We start from the raw sequence: 22230 nt of genomic DNA on the forward strand, positions 1-22230 counted from the left end.
ATGAATACCAGCACTAATGTTTCTTATGATCGCATCATTGTTCTTGATACCGAAACCACGGGTATGAACCGAGAAGGTGGCCCTGTGTATATGGGACATCGAATCATTGAAATAGGTGCGGTTGAAATTGTTAATCGAAAACTGACCGGTAAACATTTTCATGTCTATATTAAGCCGGATCGTGAAATCGATCCTGAAGCGATTGCAGTTCATGGTATTACCGATGAGTTTTTGGTCGATAAGCCGGAATATAAACAAGTTCATCAAGAGTTTTTAGAGTTTATCAAAGGTGCTGAGCTGGTGGCTCACAATGCGCCCTTTGATGTTAGCTTTATGGATTATGAGTTTGAGCTGGCTAACCAAGACGTAAAAACATCACAGGTTTGTAAAATTACCGATACCTTGGCGATGGCCAAAAAGATTTTCCCCGGCAAGCGAAATAACCTCGATATTTTATGTGACCGTTACGGTATAGATAACTCTCACCGTACTTTGCACGGTGCTTTGCTCGATGCTGAGATCTTGGCGGATGTCTACTTGTTAATGACAGGTGGCCAAACCGCGATGCAGTTTAATGCGGGTCAGTCTAAAGATGGTGACGTTGGTGAAACCATTAAGCGAGTGACAGGACGTAAAGCGTTGAAAGTCTTAAAAGCAACTGATGAAGAGTTACAGCAACATGAAGAGCGTTTAGATTTATTTGCCCAAAAAGGCACTTGTTTATGGCGTTGTGAGCCGGAAGGATAATTCTCAACCCTCTACGTATTTTAAGTTGAAACTCTAATTGCTTTGAGCATAGATTGCATAAAAAACACCTCAATGGTTAATTTGAATTGACCATTGAGGTGTTTTATTATCATTTCGAGTTTCGAATTAAGCCACTTCACTCATTTTTTGTTGAGGCTTTTTTATAATTAGTTCACTTGGATCAAAGTCATCAACGTTGATGGTTTCTAAACGATAGAATTCTGCATCACGTAAAACCTTCGCTTGCTCTTCATTAATCCAACCATTTTCTAATCCAATGTCAGCGACCTTATCTAGTTGGACAAAAGCTCGGCGTTTGCCTGATTGTTTGACAATGTCATCAAAGATAGGCTCGGCACGTAGAATCGTTTGTAGAGCCAGTTCAATTTTACCTGCTGGGTTGAACTCACTCGCTTCTAAATACTGATTACGACCAATACGTGAACGAGTTTCTGATGGCGTTTGCAGAATTTGAGCTACTTGGTTATCGAGAGTATCACTTGGCGCTTTACGTACCTTACCTAGTGGTAAAATTAGTACACGCATTAAACCAGCCGCTCCTCGTGATGGGAAGTTACGTAAGAAGTCATCAATCGCGTCTTCTGCTTGTCGCAAGCTATCTTGAACCCCCCAATGGACTAGCGGTAGATCTGCTTCTTGATAGCCCTCCATCTCAAAGCGCTTTAATGTTGCAGAGCTTAAATAAAGTTGGCTTAAAACATCACCTAAGCGAGCCGATAAACGTTCTTTACGTTTTAATGAGCCGCCTAGTACCGCCATTGAAATATCTGACATTAAAGCAATATTGGCACTGTAGCGGTTAAGTTTTTGGTAATAACCTTTGATTTGATCGTGAATGATACCATTAAAATTAGCATCATTTGGCACCGCATAATCCGACCCTCGACCATCCGTCAGCCCTAACCAGAAACTACGCACCGCATTACTCATACTAAAGCCGATATGTCCAAATACCGCGCTATCAAAGCGTGATAGGGCATTTTTTTCTCTTGAATGTGCCGCTTCCATTTCTTCTAGTACATAAGGGTGGCAACGAATTGCACCTTGGCCGTAAATAATCATAGAACGAGTTAGGATATTGGCACCTTCTACGGTAATAGCAATGGGTGCACCTTGGTAACCACGGGCTAAAAAGTTAGCTGGCCCCATACATACACCTTTACCACCAGCAATGTCCATTGCATCAATTAAGGCTCGTTGTCCACGATGAGTACAGTGATATTTTACAATTGCTGAAATAACCGATGGTTTTTCACCTAGATCAATACCTGCAACGGTTAATTGACTTGCAGCATCCATGACATAAGCATTACCAGCAAGACGCGCTAATGGTTCTTCAATACCTTCCATGTGACCGATTGGTTGTTTAAATTGGCGGCGAATACGCGCATAAGCACCGGTTGCCAATGCTGCTGTTTTAGTGCCACCGGTAGAGTTAGAAGGTAGAGTAATACCACGGCCAACAGATAAACATTCTACTAGCATACGCCAGCCTTGACCTGCCATTTCTGGACCACCGATGATGTAGTCTAGCGGTACAAAAATATCTTTACCTTGAGTAGGACCATTTTGGAATGGCACATTTAGAGGGAAGTGACGACGACCAATTTTGACGCCTTGAGTATCGGTTGGAATTAAAGCACAAGTAATACCGATATCTTCTTGATCACCGAGTAACCCATCAGGATCGCGGAGTTTAAAGGCTAAGCCAAGCACGGTTGCGATAGGTGCCAGCGTGATATAGCGTTTATTCCATGTTAGACGCATCCCAAGAACTTCTTTGCCTTGCCATTCGCCTTTGCACACAATGCCAAAATCAGGGATTGCACCGGCATCAGAACCCGCTTCTGGGCTAGTTAAAGCAAAACATGGGATTTCTTTACCTTCAGCTAGGCGAGGTAAGTAATGATCTTGCTGCTCTTTAGTGCCGTAGTGTTGCAATAATTCACCTGGGCCTAATGAATTCGGTACGCCAACCGTTGAAGATAGTACGCCGGATACGCCAGTCAGTTTTTGTAGTACAACAGATTGTGCGTAGGCAGAAAACTCTAAGCCGCCATATTTTTTCTTGATGATCATGGCGAAGAATTTATGGTCTTTCAGGTATTGCCAAATTTCTGGCGGTAAATCGGCTAATTCATGAGTGATTTCAAAGTCATTAGCCATACGACAAACTTCATTTACAGGTCCATCAATAAAGGCTTGCTCTTCATCACTTAATTTTGGCGCTTGAATATCGGATAATTTCTTCCAATCTGGTTTTCCTTTAAATAGTTCCGCTTCCCACCATACTGTACCCGCATCGATTGCTTCTTTTTCCGTTTGCGACATCGCCGGTAAAATTTGGCGGAATACTTTGAGTGCAGGCTTACTGAATAGTGAGCGGCGGATTTGTGGAATCGCAACTAACCCCGAAAGGATAACAAATACGCCAAATAAAATTGGTGATAGTCCACCAAGTAAGGTCGAAATCAATAACACTACCGCCATAGTCCCAATGGTTATCGACAGAGAGCGGCGGTGGTATAAACAAAAACCGAATACGACAAGCGTAACGATGAGGGTAAGTAGGGTGATCATCTTTGTCTTCCTTATTATTATGAATGATAAAGCCACGCTTTTTTATAACGAAAATAAAGGTGGTCGTACCAGATGAATTCATTGTAGCCATCTTGTTGAGGAAATGTAAAAGGCCAATGTGGTTGAAAAGTGATCTCAAGCATAAAATGAGTGTTTTAAATGACCGTTTATATCTGGGTTTAAATCGAACGCTTAATCGTTACATTTTAAGAGTAGTATTGATGAGTTATTTTTTCTGACATAAATCATGGTATCTTCTTGCGAAAATTTTTCATCCAATGGGTGACAGGTCTCGTTCTTTATAGGTAAACTCAAGACTGATAACTATTCAAAATAAGGGAATGTCCCATGTACCAAGATTTGATTCGAAGTGAACTTACAGAAGCTGCTCAAGTACTTAATACCTTTCTTAGTGATGATCAAAACCTTCAAGATATTGAAGCAGCGGCGAAGCTGATAGCAGATTCATTTAAGCAAGGTGGTAAAGTGCTATCTTGTGGTAACGGTGGTTCGCATTGTGATGCGATGCACTTTGCTGAAGAATTAACGGGACGTTACCGTGAAAATCGCCCGGGCTACCCTGGGATTGCCATTTCAGATCCAAGCCACCTTTCTTGTGTTAGTAACGATTTTGGCTATGAATTTGTTTTCTCGCGTTATCTTGAAGCGGTAGGGCAAAAAGGCGATGTGCTATTTGGTCTCTCTACCTCGGGTAACTCCGGCAATATCTTAAAAGCAATGGAAACTGCCAAGCAAAAAGGTATGAAGACGATCGCTTTAACGGGTAAAGATGGCGGTAAAATGGCGGGTATTGCCGATGTGGAAATTCGTGTTCCTCATTTTGGTTACGCTGATCGCATTCAAGAAGTACACATTAAAATTATCCATATCGTGATTCAATTGATTGAAAAAGAGATGGAAAAGTAACTTTATTATTTTGACGTTTTAAAGGGACTATTTTAAAAAGCGATAGGTTAAAAGGAACGATGAATGTGTGAATTGCTCGGTATGAGTGCCAATGTCCCAACAGACATTTGCTTCAGTTTTACCGGATTAATCCAACGTGGTGGAAAAACAGGTCCTCATCGTGACGGTTGGGGGATCACCTTTTATGAAGGTAAAGGGTGCCGTAATTTTAAAGATCCAAAACCGAGCTGCCATTCTAAAATTGCTGAGTTAGTACAAAGCTACCCAATAAAAAGTTGTGCGGTGATTAGTCATATTCGTCAGGCCAATCGAGGGGAAGTGAATTTAGAAAATACTCACCCATTTACTCGTGAGCTTTGGGGGAAGAATTGGACCTTTGCCCATAATGGTCAATTAAGTGGTTACCAAGATTTAACTACAGGTCGCCATCGCCCTATTGGAGAAACTGATAGCGAGCTGTCGTTTTGTTGGATCTTAAAGCAGCTTGAAGACCGTTATCCAGAACCTCCGCATTCTCGTCAAATGCCGGAAATCTTTGAATTTATTGCTCAATGCTGTGATGAGTTGAAAAAGTTAGGTGTGTTTAACATGCTATTGAGCGATGGTGAGTATGTAATGATGTACTGTACTAACAACCTTCACTGGATAACAAGACGAGCCCCTTTTGGTAAAGCGACATTGATCGATGAAGAAGTTAGTATTGATTTTCAAGAAGAAACAACACCTAATGATGTGGTTTCAGTGATTGCTACTCAACCGTTAACCGATAATGAGCGCTGGCATAAAATGAAGCCAAGTGAATATGGTGTGTTTCATTTTGGTGAGCTGATTTTAGATAATAGCTTAGATCTGATTGATGAGCCGTTTGCGTAAGAGGATATTTGGTTCCTAGTTCCTAGGTTAAGGTTTCTCGGGGTTCGGGCGCGTTGCTGCTAGTCGCTCGGCTTTGGCGTGGTAGGTGCAGTAATAAAATTGGAGATTGTGCTTGATATTATTTAATCGCTAAGCACAATCTTTCTCGCAACTCGCAACTCGCAACTCGCAACTCGCAACTCGCAACTCGCAACTCGCAACTCGCAACTCGCAACACTAGTCTTCCGCGTATCCATGTTCCCCTAAGGGCTGATCATCCAAATAAGCCTGTTGCTGTTTCATCTTTAAGCGGCCTTCAATAAACCATTTGCTCACTAGAGGGTAAATATTATGTTCCTGAATGAGTACTCGCTTGGCTAAATCATCAGCACTGTCATCTTCAAAAACGGGTACCTTAGCTTGTAAAATAACAGGGCCGCCGTCCAGTTCCTCGGTAACAAAGTGGACACTGGTTCCATGTTCACAATCACCTGCATCAATTGCACGCTGATGAGTGTTAAGGCCTGAATATTTAGGAAGTAGAGAAGGGTGAATATTTAGCATTTTGCCTAAGTAATGTTCTACAAAGTTACCGCTGAGAATTCTCATATAACCGGCAAGAATAATTAAATCAGGTTGATAGGCATCGATTTGCGTCATTAGTTTGGTATCAAAAGCCAAACGATCGGGCTTGCCATCTGAATGTAGAAAGTCTTGTGCAGAAAGGGAATGCGCTGGAATAGCATGATTTCTTGCACGTTCTAAACCATAAGCATCGTGTTTATTAGAAAACACCGCGGTGACGTTAGCTTGAATTTGTCCTGATTCACAAGCATCAATGATAGCTTGTAGATTACTTCCATTACCTGAAACGAGTACAACGATATTTTTCATGTGGTTCCTGATGTTAAAAGCCCTTGATAACAACAAGAGCCTCAAGCCAAAATATTCTCGGCTCTCGGCTCTCGGCTCTCGGCTCTCGGCTCTCGGCTCTCGGCTCTCGGCTCTCGGCTCTCGGCTTAGTTAATTTCTACTTGCTCTTCACCAGCTTCTGCTGTCGCGACTTGACCGATAATCCAAGCATTTTCACCTTCAGCATTAAGTAGTTCTACCGCGGCTTGAGCTTGTTCTTGTGGAAGCGCCACAATTAGACCTACACCACAGTTGAAAGTACGGTACATCTCGTAGGTTTCAACATTTCCTTTTTGTTGTAACCAAGAGAAAATCGCTGGCCATTCCCAGCTGTTACCATTGATCACTGCTTTCGTATTTTCAGGTAATACACGTGGAATATTTTCCCAGAAACCGCCGCCAGTAATATGAGAAATTGCATGGATATCATGCTTTTCAATCATTTTAAGTGCTGACTTGATGTAGATCTTAGTTGGCTCAATAAGGTGCTCACCAATCGTGCGACCGTTTAAGTCTTCATTTAAATCAGCTTGAGAAACTTCAAGAATCTTACGGATTAATGAATAACCATTTGAGTGAGGGCCACTTGAACCGACGGCGATTAAAGCGTCACCAGCGGCTACTTTGGTGCCATCGATAACATCCGCTTTTTCTACTACGCCAACACAGAAGCCAGCGACATCGTAGTCTTCACCTTCGTACATACCTGGCATTTCAGCGGTTTCACCACCGATTAAAGAACAGCCAGCTTGGATACAACCTTCACCGATGCCAGTTACCACTTCTGCTGCGGTATCAACATCAAGTTTGCCAGTTGCGTAGTAGTCTAGGAAGAAAAGGGGTTCTGCACCTTGAACGATTAAATCATTCACACACATGGCGACCAGATCGATTCCAATGGTGTCGTGTTTTTTCATATCCAACGCCAGACGCAATTTTGTTCCAACACCATCAGTGCCTGAAACTAAAAGCGGCTGCTTGTATTTGGTTGGTAGCTCACATAATGCACCAAAGCCACCGATGCCGCCCATAACTTCCGAGCGACGAGTGCGTTTTACCACACCTTTAATTTTATCGACTAATGCATTACCTGCATCAATATCAACACCAGCGTCTTTATAGCTTAGAGAAGAATTGTTACCACTCACGGGGATATCCTCGCCTTTGATTTGATTGGATGTGAAAAACGGGGCTATTCTAACAGGGGATGAAGTGAAAAGGAAAACGTTTGCGTCAGTTTTTTTACTTCAATGATTAGCCAAAAAATTTAATGAGTTCTATCAATAAATTTTGGTCAGTTTGAGGTATAATTCTCTTGTTTGTCAAAATTAAGCACGGAGTTGGACATGAAAGTCGTAGAAGTTAAACACCCACTGGTTAAGCATAAGCTTGGTCTAATGCGCGAAGGCGATATCAGCACAAAACGTTTTCGTGAGTTAGCAACAGAAGTGGGAAGTTTACTCACTTATGAAGCGACCTCTGATTTTGAAACAGAGAAAGTGACAATTAAAGGCTGGAATGGTCCGGTTGAAATTGACCAAATTAAAGGTAAAAAAGTCACTGTTGTGCCGATCCTTCGTGCTGGTTTAGGAATGATGGATGGCGTACTTGAGCATATGCCAAGTGCTAGAATTTCTGTTGTTGGTGTATACCGTGATGAAGAAACACTAGAGCCAATTCCATACTTTAACAAGTTAACCTCTAGCATTGATGAACGTATTGCTCTGGTCGTTGACCCTATGTTAGCAACAGGCGGTTCTATGATTGCAACGATTGACTTGTTAAAAGAGCAAGGTTGCAACCATATTAAAGTATTAGTGCTAGTTGCCGCTCCAGAAGGCATCGAAGCTTTAGAGAAAGCTCACCCAGATATTGAGCTATATACTGCTGCGATTGACGAAAAACTGGATGATAAAGGCTATATTGTCCCAGGTTTAGGTGATGCTGGTGATAAAATCTTCGGTACTCTATAAGCTTATCCCACTCTAATATTTTAGAGCTAGGGAATTTATTTAGAAAAAGCGACTCTATTAAATGGAGTCGCTTTTTTGTATCGATTAGTACAAAGAAAAATGTACACGTTTCATGTATGATGAGCGGCTTAATATATGCTCATTCAAGTTCGAAGGGTATAAACGTGTGGTACTACTACACAAAATGATTTCTGAATAAAAAACAGGTTTGTTATGCGTTATCTTGTTATTCCCCTTGTTGCTTCGATTCTATTTCCATTAACGACAGTTGCTAAAACCACGGTTGATGTATATCACGCTGAAGTTGTGTTAAGTAATGAAAAAAATGCACGTTCAATCGCATGGGGTGAAGGTCTCGAGCAGGTGTTAGTTAAAGCATCGGGTAATGCCGATATTGCTGACAATGAGGTCGTAAAAAAAGCCATGCGCGATGGTTCTGATTATTTGGCAAAATTCAAATATGGCACACTAAATGGCCAAAAAAGTTTAGATATGCAGTACAGCCCAAAGCAAATTAGAGTGTTGTTATCTCAAGCAAATGCTTCGGTTTGGCCGAAAGAGCGTGAAAATGTTTTAGTTTGGTTGGTGCAAGATGACAATGTTGAGCGCCAAGTGGGTTGGGAGCAATCTGGATTGGATTCAGTAGCAGCCTTACAAACGGCAGCGCAGCAATCAGGGCTTCCAATTACATTACCACTGGGAGATATGGATGATTTAACCAAAATATCTGCGCCAGATTTATGGGGGAACTTCCCTGAGCCATTAGAAGAGGCCAGCGTTCGTTATCCTGCCGATTCGGTACTAGTGTTAAAAGTGGCGGCTAATGGACCATCTTCAGAAGTAAATTGGCAACTATATGATATGGCTCCAGATAGTATTACTTCTTCGCCTCAATCTGCCATCACTGGCGTAGAAACCGGAGAGGTGGCTCAAGCTATTGATAAAGCCATTGCTAAAATCAGTGCCTACTATGCGAAGAAAAATAAACCAAGCAGTAAACAAGTTGCAGATGATGCACTATGGGCTCATTTCTCTGGCATTCAATCGGCTCAATCTTTCTTTAATTTAGAGCGTTCTTTACTTAATTTAGAGAGTGTCGCAACGGTACAAGTGCACTCTATTCAAGGTATGAATGTGACATTTAACATTCAATTATTGAGTAATAAAGCTGATTTTGAAAAACAAGTTACAGGGTTTAAAGGAATAGAGAAAACACAAGCGCCAGTGGACTCTGCAAAAGTCGCAGAGCAAGCTGCTACCGAACAACTAATACAAGCTGATGAGTCTCAAAAAGTCAATCAGACAGCCACGCAAGAAATGAATGAGGTTGATCCTGATATCTCAGAGCCAGAAGAAGAAACGGCTGATGAAGTATTACCAGTAGAGCAACAGTTGTGGTTTAGTTTGTAATCTTCCTTGTCTAAAGACTTGGATGATAGCTCTGAATTCTGCATCTTGAAGTCACTTGGGTATAGTTTCAAGTTTCTTTGGCTGGGATAACATTTGCAGATATAACAAAGGGAACCGAGTTGGTTCCCTTTCTGTTATGTTAATTTAATTAGCTCAACGGCTAGAGTGCGACTTCTAGCACTTTACGTGAACGGGCAATATCAATTGAACCGTGCTCACCTAGTTTTGTCATGCCGTGTGCTTCTAAGCTGGCGATGGCAGTATCCACATCAGTTTGTGTAAGGTCGATTTCACCAAGTGAAACTGGCGTCTTCATTTGGCTAAAGAATTGTTTCGTTTTCTCAATGGCAATATCAATACGCTCATCCTCAGAACCTTCGGTAATATTCCAGATGCGTTCTGCATATTGTAATAATTTTGCTTTTTTCTCTTCACGACAGACATTCATTACCGCAGGAAGTACGATGGTTAAACTACGACCGTGGTCTACACCGAAGTTACCTGTTAGTTCGTGACCAATCATGTGTGTTGCCCAATCTTGAGGAACACCAACACCAATTAAGCCGCTTAGAGCTTGAGTTGCCGCCCACATAACGTTGGTACGAGCTTCGATATCTTGCAGGTTATCGATTAATTTTGGACCTTCTTCAATTAAGGTAAGCAGAATACCTTCAGCGAAACGGTCTTGGATTTTCGCGTTCACTGGGTACGTTAAGTATTGCTCCATAACGTGAACATAAGCATCAACGACACCGTTAGAAGTTTGACGCTCAGATAGGCTTAATGTGGTTTGTGGATCCAATACTGCAAATTGAGGACGCACTAGTGGGTTCATAAATGCTAATTTTTCTTTGCCACGAGTCACTACTGCACCAATATTGGTTTCAGAACCAGTTGCTGGCAGTGTTAAAATGCAACCTAAAGGTAGTGCACTGTTCACATCAGCACCTTTAGCTAAAATATCCCAAGTGTCACCTTCAAAACCAACGGCCGCAGCGATGAACTTAGTTCCATCAACCACTGAGCCACCGCCAACAGCTAGTAGATAGTCAAAGCCTTCAGCGCGGATTTTTTCAACCGCTTTCATTAACGTGTCGAATTGTGGGTTTGGCTCGATACCAGAGAATTCATCCCAAGTATGATCTTTAAGTGCAGCAACTACTTGGTCATACACACCGTTGCTTTTGATTGAACCGCCACCGTATGTCACCAGAATTTTTTTGTCTTTAGGAATGCTATTGGTGATTGCTGAGATTTGACCTTGGCCAAAATGAATTTGAGTCGTATTTTGATAGCTAAAATTGTTCATTTGTTGCTCCAGAGTAAATCGTCGCTTTTGCGTGAAAGAGACGTTATTGAATTTAGATTGTGTTCAGAATGATGATTTCTTATTACAGTTTAATGAGCATCTTACCGATGTTCTCACCTTTAAAGAGTCCAAGGAATGCATCAGGGGTAGCTTCGATACCTTCACGGGTCGTCTCTTTCCAGCTAATTTTTCCTTGCTCAACCCATTGAGTTAATTGCGCAACATAGCTTGGGTAATGTTCCCAGTGATCAGAGACGATGAAGCCTTGAATACGTAGGCTCTTCTTGACGATGTTAGCTAGGTTATTTGGGCCGGCTTTAGCGTCTTCTAGGTTATATAGATCAATCATGCCGCAGACACTCATGCGTCCATAACGGTTGAGTAAATTTAGTGCGGCTTCTAGGTGATCACCACCAACATTTTCGTAGCACACATCAACGCCTTGTGGGCAATGCTCTGCGAGTGCGGCTTCAAGCTCTGCGGCATTGTTATAATCTTTGTAATTGATGACGCCGTCGACACCAAGTGATTTTAACCATTCCACTTTTTCAGCACTGCCAGCACTACCAATAACGCGGCAGCCTTTCAATTTAGCAAATTGACAGACTAGGCTACCGACCGCACCTGAAGCGGCAGAAACTAATACGGTTTCGCCTTCTTTCAGTTCGCCAATAATATTCAAACCAACCCAAGCGGTTAAGCCAGGCATACCTGCAACACCGAGGAAGCTTTGGTCGGGTAGTGTAGTCTGTGGCAGTTTTTGTACCATTTCACCGGTTGAGACTGCGTATTCGCGCCAACCGAGCATGCTGTTAACTTTATCGCCTACTTGAAAGTCTGGGTGTTTTGACTCAATAACTTCACCAATCGCAGAACCTTGCATTAATTCGCCAAGTTGAAATGGCGGAACATAACTTTCTGCATCGGTCATTCTGCCACGCATATAAGGATCAACGGATAACCAAAGGTTCTTGATGATGAATTGGCCTTCAGTGATATCAGTAATCGTTTCGTTTTGTAACTCAAAACACTCTTGAGTTGGCATGCCAGCTGGACGTTGCTTTAAAGCGTAACCTTTACTTTCAATATGCATTGGAACCTCTATCGTGGAGTAGACTGAAAATTTATACTGTTAGAATAGCGAGAAAGGTAATATATTCCTAATGCATAAAGATAATTACCAAAATGAGCTAAAGTCATATCATGAACAAGCTAAATCAAGTCGACTTAAATTTACTAGTCGCATTACAAGCTTTAATACGCACCAAGAGTGTCACCAAAGCGGCTTTGCAACTTAATATCACGCAATCGGCAATGAGCCGTACTTTGCAGCGTTTACGTCATCAATTTGGTGATCCATTATTTGTACGAACCAAAGGTGGCCTGCTACCTACTGAGCGTACTATTGAAATGTCGACGTCACTGGATTGTTTATTACAGCACGCAGAAACGCTGTTGAATCCCGCGGCTTTTGAACCTAAACAAGCTAATACGCATTTCACGCTGATGATGAGTGATTTTTTCTCACAAGTTTTCATGCCACCCGTTTACAAAACACTATTTGAACAGGCACCTGGAGTTTCATTGACGTGTTTAAATCGCCAGCCAGATATGATGGAAAAGTTATCGCTTGGTGAGGCTGACTTAAGTTTTAGTAGTGATGTACAAAAACCGCAAGCCGATATTTATGCGCAAGCACTTGGTCCCGATCGTTTAGTTACTATGATGAGAAAAAACCATCCATTAGCTAATCAACCTCTAACTTTAGATGCTTATTGTAATAGCGCTCATGCGTTAATTTCGATGGGAGGAGATAGGGCTGGAGCGATTGATTTAGCTTTAGCAAAAATTGGTCGTAAGCGTAACGTGGTGTTGCGAATGCCACATTTTACCGCGGCGCCTTATGCTATTGAACAAAGTGATTTATTGCTAACCTTGCCGGGATGTTTGGCTAGAAAAATGGCGGAACACTTACAGGTGATCGTTATGGATACTCCAATAGAGACTGCCACTTATCAATATCATATGGTTTGGCATGCAAGACAACATAATAACCTTGCACACCGTTGGCTTAGAACTGAAGTTCAGAAAGTCTTATCTCAAGCTTTTTCTGAGTAATTGGATAACTCTGAGTCCTGCACATTGGCGTCATTGGTAATACTACTTGCTTGAGCTTTCAAACTTGGCTTTTTCTTGCTTTTCTACTTCAGAAAGACGTGTCAGTTTTAGGCCAAGCGCTTTACCTTTGTGGCGAGCATAAAGAATATTGGCCACAAAATTAACGCTAGTTAGAAGCAGTTCAATTGCTGCAAGCATTCGCTCACCATTATCGATATATAAAATGGTTAATGAATGCAAAAAGTAGAACATTAAAATGAAGTTCGCCCAAGCATGGGTATAAGGTTTGCCTTTAATGATGCCGATAAAAGGCAGCAATAACGGGATACACCAACCTACGGTGACGGCAGTTGAATTAAGATCGGGATGAGGGGAAATAAAACCATGCCATGCGAGCACCCACAGCAGTAGTGCAAAGTAGCTGAATAAAGCTAAGTAGCGCTCAAAAAGTGGCGATGTCGCCGATGATTGTGTCATAAAATCCGTGTCTTAATTTGATGAAGTGTGGAGTGATGATAAGGCTAAAGCCGTTTTTGCTAAACGCTGGCCTTGTGCAAATGCTAACTCAGTCACTTGTTTATCGAGTCCGCTATGACCTTGTTTCGATATTGAGCTTGCTCCATAGGGTGTTCCGCCTTTAAAGCTAGTGTGGAGGCTCGGTTCTGAATAAGGGATCCCCATCACCATCATTCCATGATGTAATAATGGTAACATCATTGAGTGTTGGGTTGTTTCTTGTCCACCATGAGGGGACGATGATGAGGTAAATACGCAAGCAGGTTTATCAATTAAGTCGCCAGCGATCCACAAAGAAGTGGTTTGGTCCCAAAAGTGTTTCATCGCTGCACTCATATTGCCAAACCAAACTGGGCTACCAATCGCCAGTCCATCGCATTGCTTTAATTCTGGTAATTCGATCACAGGGCTGGTTGTAGAGTAGTCATCATTTGGCACAATATCTGCGACAGTACGTAATGAAGCTTGGCAGCTTTCTACTGACTCCACTCCGCGAGCAATATGGCGAGCTAGCTGTTGTGTTGTACCATGTCGACTATGGTACAACACGATAATATTGATAGAGCGTGTCATAGAATTTCAAGCACTTGCTCTGGTGGACGGCCATGACGAGCTTGGTCATTGGCCACCACGATAGGGCGCTCAATCAATTTTGGATTTTCAACCATAGCATTAAATAGATCATCGTCACTCAGAGTCTCATCGGCTAAGTTTAGTGATTTATAAATATCTTCTTTGGTACGCATCATATCGCGAACCTTGGTTAAACCTAGTTGTTTAAACAGTGTTTTTAGCGTGCCAACATCTGGCGTCTCATCAAGATATTTTACTACTTGTGGTTCAATACCTTGGTTGGTTAATAGTTCTAATGTTTGGCGGCTTTTTGAGCAGCGTGGGTTGTGATAAATAACAACTGACATGACATATCCTTATAAAGTTTTAATTGAATTATTGTAGAGCGGCAAAACGTTGCTGTTCAATACGCAATTGGTCAATTCGTGCATCATATCTTGCTTGTTGTAGACTGCCTAATTCGGCTAATTGACTTGCTCTGGTATAGTTACTGATGGCTTTATTCCAATTAGCCCGTAGTGCAAATATTTCGCCTTCTGCTGCAAGTTGTTCCGGTTCATTGGCGGCTTTACGATTAGCATTAGCTAACAGAGACCACCCTACCGTTTCATCTGGATGGGAATGGGTATACCTTTGTAAAATGTTTATCGCTTCTTTATTGCGGTTTGCCTCAATAAGAACATTGGCGTAGTTAATGGTTAACACTTGATTGCCAGGTTTTCTTTCAAGGCCTTTTTTAAGTAAATTTATCGCGCTGTCATACTGTTTTTTATGTATGTATAAGTCAGACACAGCATCTAAATAAAAGTTATTGTAAGGATCGCTGGCTAATAGTCGGGTTAAGATGCTTTCCGCTTGAGATATTTTACCACTATCCATGTAAACCAAGGCTTGGCCGTATTCTAAAGTTGGTTTTATCATTGGACTAGCTTTTTGCAGTCTACGCTCAAACCAATCCAATGATTGAGCTGAATCGATACTAGCATAGCGGGCGATTACTCGCGCCTTAGCAAGATGAAAACTAACAGAAATAGGGGGATTGACTCTAGGGTAACGACCTGCTCTATCTCTTGCTTCGGATAGGCGCGCCTTGGGTAAGGGGTGACTTAGCAACATGGGTGGTGGAGTGCTTGCATAGCGATATTGATCGGCTAACTGGCCAAAGAAATCAGGCATACCTTCAGGATCAAATCCTGCTCTTGCTAGGGTTGCAATACCAAATCGGTCTGCTTCTTGCTCATTGGATCGTGTGTAGTTAATGCTTGCTTGCATTGAGCCGGCGGTAGTGGCGTTAACCGCAGCTATCCCGGCTTCTGGAGAGGCAATGGCAAGTAATAAGGAGCCAACTAAAGCGGCAATGGTTAATGGCGTACGACGTGCTTGATCTTCCATATGTCTAGCAAGATGTCGCTGGGTAATATGGGATATTTCGTGAGCAAAAACTGAAGCAAGTTGGCTTTCATTATTGGCGTGGAGAAATAAACCAGTATTGGCCACCACGTACCCACCAAAAAAGGCAAAGGCATTCACACTACGATCACGGATCAAATGGAAGTGAAAAGGGGTTTTGACATCATTAGCACTTGCAACCAGCTGGTGGCCTAACGAGGTGATGTACTCATCCATAACAGGGTCACTGATAATTGGACTAGTGCTGCGCAAAATTCGCATGTAAGCATCGCCATATTCTAATTCTTGAGCAATGGTCAATGTGCCTGCTGCAGCGGTACCTATATCCGGTAAGTCTTGCTGTGCATAGGCAATAGGTTGTACGCATAATAAAGCCGAAAGACATAAGCATGCGGTAGTGCGAAAAAATTGGCGCATATCGTTAAGCAACATCCATTATTATTTACAGCTAAGGGTATTATTTGTTTGTGATATAAGACCCTAAACGATTAGCTTGGTTTCTTTTTTATGTAAAGTATCTATACCTAAATGACGTCAAGATACAGAATTTAGAGTTATCATCCAAGCTTTTAGGCTAGGAAGGTTTGTGAGTTAATGTAAACACCTTTTGAGTCAATCTGCCACGGTATAACGGTTTGGATGAAGCTTCCGAAGGGCAAGTTAAAACCTGCTTTATACTGCGTTAAATTGGACAGAGATAGAATCGCTATAGTCATATTCTATTTGCCTTGTTTTATTCTTGCTGAAACTCGCATCTTGAAGTCACTTGGGTATATACTCGCTGAAAATTAGTAACTCTATCATAAAGGTTGTCTGGCAGAATGAAAGTAGAGTGTCTTGATTTACGATCTCAGCGCTGCCCAATGGCACTATTGTTAGCCAAACGGAAAAGTGCTGAACTGTTGAACCAGCAATCACTAACCATAATATCGAATGACACTGCATCGATTAACGATATGATTCGATATTTTAAGCAAACCTCGTATTCAGTAAAAGTACAACAGCATAATGATGAATGTACTTTGTTAGTAACAAAAAAGGAATCAAATTGAATGTTTGAAATGATAGTTCGTTGGTATAAAAAACGATTTTCTGATCCACATGCCGTGAGCTTAGTGGCGATTTTATTATTCGGTTTTATTACTATTTATTTTTTTGGACATTTAATTGCGCCGTTATTGGTCGCTATTGTATTAGCGTACTTGTTGGAGTGGCCTGTTAACCGTTTATTTAAACTAGGACTGCCTCGACTTGCGAGTGTCTTGGTGGTTGTGAGTGCTTTCATTGGGTTGATGCTGTTAGCTTTCTTTGGCCTAGTGCCGACTATTTGGCGACAAATTGCGAGTTTACTGAATGACATGCCGAGTATGTATACCACTTTCCAAAGTTATATTGCGAGCTTACCACAGCGTTATCCAGATATAGCGGATGTTCAAGTGATCGAAGTGATTATGCATAACGCTCAAAATAAAATAATAGGTATGGGTGACACCATTTTGCGTGGCTCAATGGCTTCATTATTGAGCTTGGCGACACTAGGGGTTTACCTAGTACTTGTACCGTTATTGATTTTCTTTTTACTGAAAGACAAATCAGAGCTCATGGCAACGTTAAGTGGGGTATTACCACAAAATCGTCGTTTAGCCACCAAAGTGTGGGATGAAATGCACAATCAAATCTCTAATTATATCCGTGGTAAAGTCGTGGAGATTGTGATCGTTGGCGTGGCAACTTACATCGTGTTCTTGATGTTTGGGTTGCGTTATCCTGTATTACTCGCCGTTGCAGTCGGTTTCTCTGTACTTATTCCTTATATAGGAGCGGTAGCGGTTACCGTTCCAGTAGTATTGGTCGCACTATTCCAGTGGGGATTAGTTCCTCAATTTTATTGGTTAGTGATCGCTTATGGCATAGTACAAATGCTCGATGGTAATGTGCTGGTACCCGTATTGTTTTCGGAAGCGGTTAATTTACATCCAGTTGCAATCATAGTAGCTGTGTTGGTATTTGGTGGTTTATGGGGGTTTTGGGGCGTGTTCTTTGCGATTCCATTGGCTACCTTAGTTAAGGCCGTTTGGAATGCTTTACCAAGTAATGAAGTAAATAATGAACCGCCAACAGAGTCGGTATAGTGAATTAACTTCAGTTACAAAGCCTTAATTTATTTAAAAACGCCCCGATATTTGATGATATCGGGGCGTTTTAGTTTGATCATTATTTATCTTTAGGTTAATAGACCACAATAATATCAGGGTTAATAACTAAGCATTATCATTTAGGTAGTTAAGTACGACTTCGTGATGATCTTTAGTTTTAAATTTATTGAAGACATGCTCAATCATGCCGTTTTCATCAATTAAGAAGCTGATACGGTGCAAGCCATCATAGATCTTACCCATAAATTTCTTCTCGCCCCACACGCCAAACTGTTCAGCTACAGCATGATCTTCATCAGACAATAGAGTGAAGTTTAAGTTATCTCGCTCGATAAACTTACCCAGACGTTTTACTGGATCAATACTGACGCCGAGTACGACTACATTTTTATCTGCTAGTTCTTGTTGAATATCGCGAAGGCCTTGAGCTTGAACCGTACAGCCAGGCGTCATTGCTTTTGGGTAAAAGTAAAATAAAACTTTCTTACCTTTAAAGTCACCTAAAGAAATGGTTTTGCCGTCTTGGTTAAGTAAAGCGAAATTAGGTGCGGGAGTGCCTGCGGTTAATGTTTGCATGATTCTTCCTTTTATTTGCGGTGTTTCTTATCCGAAGTTACTTAGCTATCAGGTGAAATTATTAATCTATTTTTGCTTGTATTTGTAGATCACCATTGACTGAAAGCGTCTGACATAATCGTTTAAATGCTTGTTCCAGTTGATTAGCATCCATATCAAGCTCGGTTAAGCCTGAAATAAAAATATGAAACTGGTCAGTCTGTTCTGTTTGTTGAGATGTGGCGGCTTTTTGAGTTTGAGCGCTTAACTCAGAGATATTGATCTGATGGTTGGAAAAAAATTGAGTAAATGCTTCAGTTAAGCCTACTCGGTCTTCCGATTCAATGGTGCATTCAACTTTGTAAGTATATTGAGGAGGCTGGTGAGGAGCCGTACGTTTCATTACTACCATTAGGTCGTGTTCTGCACTCATTGATGGCAATAAGGTTTCGATGCGAGTAATGGCATTGGTTTCACCTGAGATCAGCATTATTAAAGTGAACTCTGTACCGAATAAAGCAATGCGACTGTCGACAATGTTTCCGCCAGAATGCGTTACAACCTGGGTTAAGCGATTGCAGATTCCCGGTCTATCTGAACCGACTGCGGTAATAACTAGATGATGAACCATGATCTCAACGTCCAAATTGAAATAATAATGACATCTTATCATAAATAAAATTGACCGCTGTAAGTGAAAGCAAGATCTTTCTAGAGAGCTTTTATATTGAGAAAGTAAACCAATGTCATTATTTCGTTGTAAATTACCAGAAAGAAGAGTTGATCCCTTGTCTTTATTGGGCTTGTTAAAGTAACATGCTATACCCAAGTGACTTCAAGATACGAGTTTCAGTAAGAATCAAACCAGCTTTAGACAAGGCAAATTGAACATGATCAGATTCTATCTCTGTTCAATATAACACCGCATAAAGCTGGTTTTAACTTGCCCTTCGGGAGCTTAATCCAAACCTCTTCTTTTTATATAGAGATAGGCAGTGTCAGATTGGTTGGAAAAGGAACTAATATTCCTTCGTCAATCTTCTTTGCCTAAAGATTTGGATGATAGCTCTGAATTTTGCATCTTGAAGTTATTTGGGTATATCGAATTTCATAAGGAGAGAAACATGTTCTCAGGAAGTATAGTTGCACTAGTTACGCCTTTTAATCATCTCGATGAAGTCGATTATGATAGCCTTAAAAATCTAGTGGAATACCATATTAAATCAGGTTCAAGCGGTATTGTTGCGGTTGGTACGACAGGTGAGTCTGCCACTTTAACCGTTGAAGAACATGTCAAAGTTGTGAATAAAACAGTGGAATTTGCGGCTGGACGTATCCCTATTATTGCAGGTACTGGTGCTAATGCTACTCATGAAGCGGTGACGTTTAGTCGTTTGCTTAATGATTCAGGTGTTGCAGGCTGTTTGAGTGTGACGCCGTACTACAATAAGCCAACTCAAGAAGGTTTATACCAACACTATAAAGCGATTGCGGAAGTCAGTGAAGTGCCAGTGATTCTTTATAATGTGCCGGGCCGTACAGCAGTAGATTTATTACCTGAAACCGTGGGGCGCTTATCTCAACTTGATAATATTGTGGGAATTAAAGATGCTACGGGTGATTTGTCTCGAGTGGATAAATTCCGTGAACTTTGTGGTGATGAATTCGTCTTACTTAGTGGTGATGATGCGACTGGCTTAGATTTTGTTAAGCGCGGTGGTAATGGTGTAATTTCTGTAACCAATAATATCGCCGCTGCAGAAATGGCACAAATGTTTAAGTTGGCTGCAGAAGGAAAACTTGATGCGGCTGATGAAATTAATCAAAAGCTAATGCCACTACATAAAGATTTATTTATTGAATCTAGCCCTATTCCAGTGAAATGGGCCGCTCATAAACTTGGTTTGATCTCTGAAGGGTACTTGCGTTTACCATTAACCGAGCTAACGGAATCTGGTCAAACGATTGTGGCTCAAGCACTCAAAGACGCTGGTATTCAATAAAAATGGGTATATGATCGCTTAAGCCTATTTTCAGGAGTTGTATAGAAATGAAATTCTCTCACCAGTTAGTGATTAGTTCACTAGCGGTATTGGTATTGTCAGCGTGTGCTGGGGATCCGGAAAAACGTCGACAAGCGAAAGATGATTTTGAGTATTTAGAAACTTCTTTGGATCAAGAGTGGGTAACCCTGCCTGATGCTCAGCCTCAGTTTTATCCTCAATACAATATCCCTCAAGGTGAGTACAGAGGAAAACTTGGTCCTGACGTTGATATTCGTGCGCCGCAACAGGTTTTAGAGTTAATCCCTGGTGCTCGTGTTGAAAAGCAAGACAGTGAAGTAACAGTTTGGCTAATTAGCCAAGAAGAACTTAATAAAGTTTGGGATATGCTTCACCGTATGGTGGATGAGAAAGGTATTGAGCTTCGTACTGATACTCCAACATCATTAGAAACGGATTGGGTCAACTTAAGTGCGGAAGATGAATCGTATCCAATTGCTGGCCGCTATAAAGTGGATCGTTTAGAAACTCCGGGGCGTTATGGTTTCCATGTGGCCCTAGTTGAGTGGAAAGAAGATAATGGTACTATTGAGTTAACGCCTGAAATTGAAGATCGTTATTCGAGTGTAATGGTGAACTACATTACTACTCAATATGATAAACAAGTGACGGAAGAGGCGAGAATTCGAGCACTAGAGCTGATTAATAAAGTACCAGTGACGATGGGTAAAGATAGAAGTGGTTTACCGGTAATTATTGCTCGCGCACCTTATGATTTAGTTTGGAGCAAGCTTGAAACTGTTCTGCCACAAATCGGCTTTAATATTACTGATAAAAACCGTTCTCAAGGGACGATTGATACGGATTATAAAGATCCAGATGAAGAAGTATGGCAAAGCCTAGGTGTTAAGCCGTTGACATTAAGTAATAAGAAATATGGCTTATTAGTAGGTGATTTAGACAACCGTACTTCTATCAACGTAACTGATGCTGATGGTAAACCTATCCCACAAGAAGATTTACAAACTTTGATTCCGGTACTTCAAGCGATGTTTGATACCAGCGATAAATCTTAGTCTTTGAACTGTGTGATTCTAAAGCAATAAAAAACACCGCCAAAATTGGTGGTGTTTTTTTATATTTATACCCAGTAACTTGCAGCTTGAAGTTACGTGAGCATATAACGTTAAATTATGGGTTGGTATTATCCTGATCGGTCTTCTTTTTCTGAGTATTTTTGTCTTGTGCTTCTTGCTGATCTTTTTCTTTATAGATCTCGATCAGTTTATCTAGGTCTGATTTTGCTTTTGGGTTTTTGCGCACTAAATGTGATTGCCCCAAATATTTCATTGATGCTAAATTACCGATTATAAATACAATGATGATAATACTAATCACCCAAGGGTTGAGTAGTAAGTCTAAATCCATACGCCCTACTTAGTTGCGGTTATTTACGCGACAGTAATATTGCTGATGTAACGATTATATAAGCTTTCAGCATGCTGAGATATTGATTCAACCCCCAAAAAGGGATAGTTGTGCCAAGTTTGTTGTAGCTTATCTATAGATAGTTGCTCTAGCATATCTCGTCCAGTATCAATATGGCTAATATGCCAAGGTTCTATTGCAACACCGCCAAGGTCATGTTGGTAGGGGCGATAGAAGCCAAATTTAGGCATAGCTTCGGTTAGCCAAAGATTAAACTCTGCTTGATGACCAGTATGGTATTCCCAAGGCTCTAATTGTAGTTGAGTGTCTTGAGGCAAGAGATTACGTGCATAAACATCTAGCTCGCAACCCCAATGATGGCGGCTCGCACCTGGTAATGCAGACCAGCGCATGATCGCGTGAATTTTTTCTAAATCGTTTAATTTTGCACTGTCGAGAGGCTGGCTGTGACTATCTAATATTGGTCTTTCACCACGGAATTTTGCATTCCAGATCATGGCTTGTCGATGGTAATCACGGAAGCTGCTGGCGATAGAAAAATCAAACCCATTCACTTGAGCGTCACGAATTAATTCGTTCAATGGAGCTTTAACATCTTGATGAATCGAAAACTCTTTTTTTCCTACAAGCATTGTTGTGAGATGAGTTTGAGATAATCCGGTCAATTGCTCAAGTGAATATTGGGTCATGTGCTGCTCTTCTTAATTAGAAAGTGTCCT

At 41.3% G+C, this 22230-nt stretch carries 23 protein-coding genes; 10 read left to right on the top strand and 13 right to left on the bottom strand.

The window, feature by feature from the left end; translation table 11 throughout:
• Entirely contained in the window at window positions 1-747 is a 747-nt protein-coding gene (dnaQ, locus tag QQJ93_RS13315; protein ID WP_089123350.1) for a DNA polymerase III subunit epsilon, read from the top strand.
• A gap of 126 nt (window positions 748-873) precedes the next feature.
• Here the strand turns inward: dnaQ and fadE are convergent, their stop codons facing one another.
• Window positions 874-3348 carry an acyl-CoA dehydrogenase FadE gene (gene fadE, locus QQJ93_RS13320; protein ID WP_089123349.1) on the bottom strand — a complete coding sequence of 825 codons (2475 nt, stop codon included), beginning with the start codon at window positions 3346-3348 and terminating at the stop codon, window positions 874-876.
• A 348-nt stretch (window positions 3349-3696) separates the two neighbouring features.
• Between fadE and lpcA the strand changes: the two genes are divergently transcribed.
• Window positions 3697-4275, top strand: coding sequence for a D-sedoheptulose 7-phosphate isomerase (gene lpcA, locus QQJ93_RS13325; RefSeq protein ID WP_089123348.1), 579 nt, complete (start codon window positions 3697-3699; stop codon window positions 4273-4275).
• 63 nt (window positions 4276-4338) lie between these two features.
• Window positions 4339-5148 carry a class II glutamine amidotransferase gene (locus QQJ93_RS13330; RefSeq protein WP_089123347.1) on the top strand — a complete coding sequence of 270 codons (810 nt, stop codon included), beginning with the start codon at window positions 4339-4341 and terminating at the stop codon, window positions 5146-5148.
• A 216-nt stretch (window positions 5149-5364) separates the two neighbouring features.
• On the opposite strand, the gene purN is transcribed toward QQJ93_RS13330, so the two are convergent.
• The gene (purN, locus tag QQJ93_RS13335; RefSeq protein WP_089123346.1) at window positions 5365-6021 is read right to left on the bottom strand and encodes a phosphoribosylglycinamide formyltransferase; all 657 of its coding nucleotides are present in this window, start codon (window positions 6019-6021) and stop codon (window positions 5365-5367) included.
• Between the two features lie 125 nt (window positions 6022-6146).
• The gene (gene purM / locus QQJ93_RS13340) at window positions 6147-7187 is read right to left on the bottom strand and encodes a phosphoribosylformylglycinamidine cyclo-ligase (RefSeq protein ID WP_089123345.1); all 1041 of its coding nucleotides are present in this window, start codon (window positions 7185-7187) and stop codon (window positions 6147-6149) included.
• A gap of 198 nt (window positions 7188-7385) precedes the next feature.
• On the opposite strand from purM, the gene upp reads away from it, so the two are divergent.
• Both upp and QQJ93_RS13350 read left to right on the top strand, forming a co-directional pair.
• The gene (gene upp / locus QQJ93_RS13345) at window positions 7386-8012 is read left to right on the top strand and encodes a uracil phosphoribosyltransferase (protein WP_089123344.1); all 627 of its coding nucleotides are present in this window, start codon (window positions 7386-7388) and stop codon (window positions 8010-8012) included.
• 213 nt (window positions 8013-8225) lie between these two features.
• Window positions 8226-9422 carry a DUF2066 domain-containing protein gene (locus tag QQJ93_RS13350; protein ID WP_089123343.1) on the top strand — a complete coding sequence of 399 codons (1197 nt, stop codon included), beginning with the start codon at window positions 8226-8228 and terminating at the stop codon, window positions 9420-9422.
• A gap of 160 nt (window positions 9423-9582) precedes the next feature.
• Here QQJ93_RS13350 and QQJ93_RS13355 read toward each other — a convergent pair whose 3' ends face one another.
• Together QQJ93_RS13355 and QQJ93_RS13360 are read right to left on the bottom strand one after the other, a co-directional pair.
• Window positions 9583-10731, bottom strand: coding sequence for an iron-containing alcohol dehydrogenase (locus QQJ93_RS13355; RefSeq protein WP_089123342.1), 1149 nt, complete (start codon window positions 10729-10731; stop codon window positions 9583-9585).
• Between the two features lie 82 nt (window positions 10732-10813).
• Window positions 10814-11824 carry an NADP-dependent oxidoreductase gene (locus tag QQJ93_RS13360; protein WP_089123341.1) on the bottom strand — a complete coding sequence of 337 codons (1011 nt, stop codon included), beginning with the start codon at window positions 11822-11824 and terminating at the stop codon, window positions 10814-10816.
• A 110-nt stretch (window positions 11825-11934) separates the two neighbouring features.
• On the opposite strand from QQJ93_RS13360, the gene QQJ93_RS13365 reads away from it, so the two are divergent.
• A complete protein-coding gene (locus QQJ93_RS13365) occupies window positions 11935-12849 on the top strand; it encodes a LysR family transcriptional regulator (protein WP_089123340.1) in 915 nt (304 codons plus the stop codon).
• 42 nt (window positions 12850-12891) lie between these two features.
• Here the strand turns inward: QQJ93_RS13365 and QQJ93_RS13370 are convergent, their stop codons facing one another.
• Genes QQJ93_RS13370 through bepA form a run of 4 tightly spaced genes read right to left on the bottom strand, consistent with a single transcriptional unit; the run spans window position 12892 to window position 15765 of the window.
• Window positions 12892-13326 carry a DUF2069 domain-containing protein gene (locus QQJ93_RS13370; protein WP_089123339.1) on the bottom strand — a complete coding sequence of 145 codons (435 nt, stop codon included), beginning with the start codon at window positions 13324-13326 and terminating at the stop codon, window positions 12892-12894.
• A 12-nt stretch (window positions 13327-13338) separates the two neighbouring features.
• Window positions 13339-13938 carry an NAD(P)H:quinone oxidoreductase gene (wrbA, locus tag QQJ93_RS13375; RefSeq protein ID WP_089123338.1) on the bottom strand — a complete coding sequence of 200 codons (600 nt, stop codon included), beginning with the start codon at window positions 13936-13938 and terminating at the stop codon, window positions 13339-13341.
• A complete protein-coding gene (arsC, locus tag QQJ93_RS13380) occupies window positions 13935-14285 on the bottom strand; it encodes an arsenate reductase (glutaredoxin) (RefSeq protein WP_089123337.1) in 351 nt (116 codons plus the stop codon). Before arsC ends, wrbA begins: the two co-directional genes overlap by 4 nt.
• A 28-nt stretch (window positions 14286-14313) precedes the next feature.
• Entirely contained in the window at window positions 14314-15765 is a 1452-nt protein-coding gene (gene bepA, locus QQJ93_RS13385; RefSeq protein WP_089123336.1) for a beta-barrel assembly-enhancing protease, read from the bottom strand.
• A gap of 404 nt (window positions 15766-16169) precedes the next feature.
• Between bepA and QQJ93_RS16465 the strand changes: the two genes are divergently transcribed.
• Window positions 16170-16400, top strand: coding sequence for a sulfurtransferase TusA family protein (locus QQJ93_RS16465; RefSeq protein ID WP_089123335.1), 231 nt, complete (start codon window positions 16170-16172; stop codon window positions 16398-16400).
• Window positions 16401-17480, top strand: coding sequence for an AI-2E family transporter (locus tag QQJ93_RS13390; protein WP_089123334.1), 1080 nt, complete (start codon window positions 16401-16403; stop codon window positions 17478-17480).
• Between the two features lie 129 nt (window positions 17481-17609).
• Here QQJ93_RS13390 and bcp read toward each other — a convergent pair whose 3' ends face one another.
• Together bcp and QQJ93_RS13400 are read right to left on the bottom strand one after the other, a co-directional pair.
• Window positions 17610-18080 carry a thioredoxin-dependent thiol peroxidase gene (gene bcp / locus QQJ93_RS13395; protein WP_089123333.1) on the bottom strand — a complete coding sequence of 157 codons (471 nt, stop codon included), beginning with the start codon at window positions 18078-18080 and terminating at the stop codon, window positions 17610-17612.
• Between the two features lie 61 nt (window positions 18081-18141).
• Window positions 18142-18690, bottom strand: a complete 549-nt coding sequence (locus QQJ93_RS13400) for a glycine cleavage system transcriptional repressor (protein WP_089123332.1) — start codon at window positions 18688-18690, stop codon at window positions 18142-18144.
• A gap of 493 nt (window positions 18691-19183) precedes the next feature.
• Between QQJ93_RS13400 and dapA the strand changes: the two genes are divergently transcribed.
• The gene (dapA, locus tag QQJ93_RS13405) at window positions 19184-20062 is read left to right on the top strand and encodes a 4-hydroxy-tetrahydrodipicolinate synthase (RefSeq protein ID WP_089123331.1); all 879 of its coding nucleotides are present in this window, start codon (window positions 19184-19186) and stop codon (window positions 20060-20062) included.
• Between the two features lie 47 nt (window positions 20063-20109).
• Window positions 20110-21138: an outer membrane protein assembly factor BamC gene (gene bamC / locus QQJ93_RS13410; RefSeq protein ID WP_089123330.1), complete on the top strand. Its 1029-nt coding sequence runs from the start codon at window positions 20110-20112 to the stop codon at window positions 21136-21138.
• A gap of 115 nt (window positions 21139-21253) precedes the next feature.
• On the opposite strand, the gene QQJ93_RS13415 is transcribed toward bamC, so the two are convergent.
• Both QQJ93_RS13415 and QQJ93_RS13420 read right to left on the bottom strand, forming a co-directional pair.
• Window positions 21254-21490, bottom strand: coding sequence for a hypothetical protein (locus QQJ93_RS13415; protein WP_089123329.1), 237 nt, complete (start codon window positions 21488-21490; stop codon window positions 21254-21256).
• Window positions 21491-21513: 23 nt separating this feature from the next.
• The gene (locus QQJ93_RS13420) at window positions 21514-22200 is read right to left on the bottom strand and encodes a M15 family metallopeptidase (protein WP_089123328.1); all 687 of its coding nucleotides are present in this window, start codon (window positions 22198-22200) and stop codon (window positions 21514-21516) included.
• Between the last annotated feature and the right edge of the window lie 30 nt (window positions 22201-22230).

The sequence above is a fragment of the Vibrio algivorus genome, from assembly GCF_030161215.1.
Taxonomy (GTDB): domain Bacteria; phylum Pseudomonadota; class Gammaproteobacteria; order Enterobacterales; family Vibrionaceae; genus Vibrio; species Vibrio algivorus.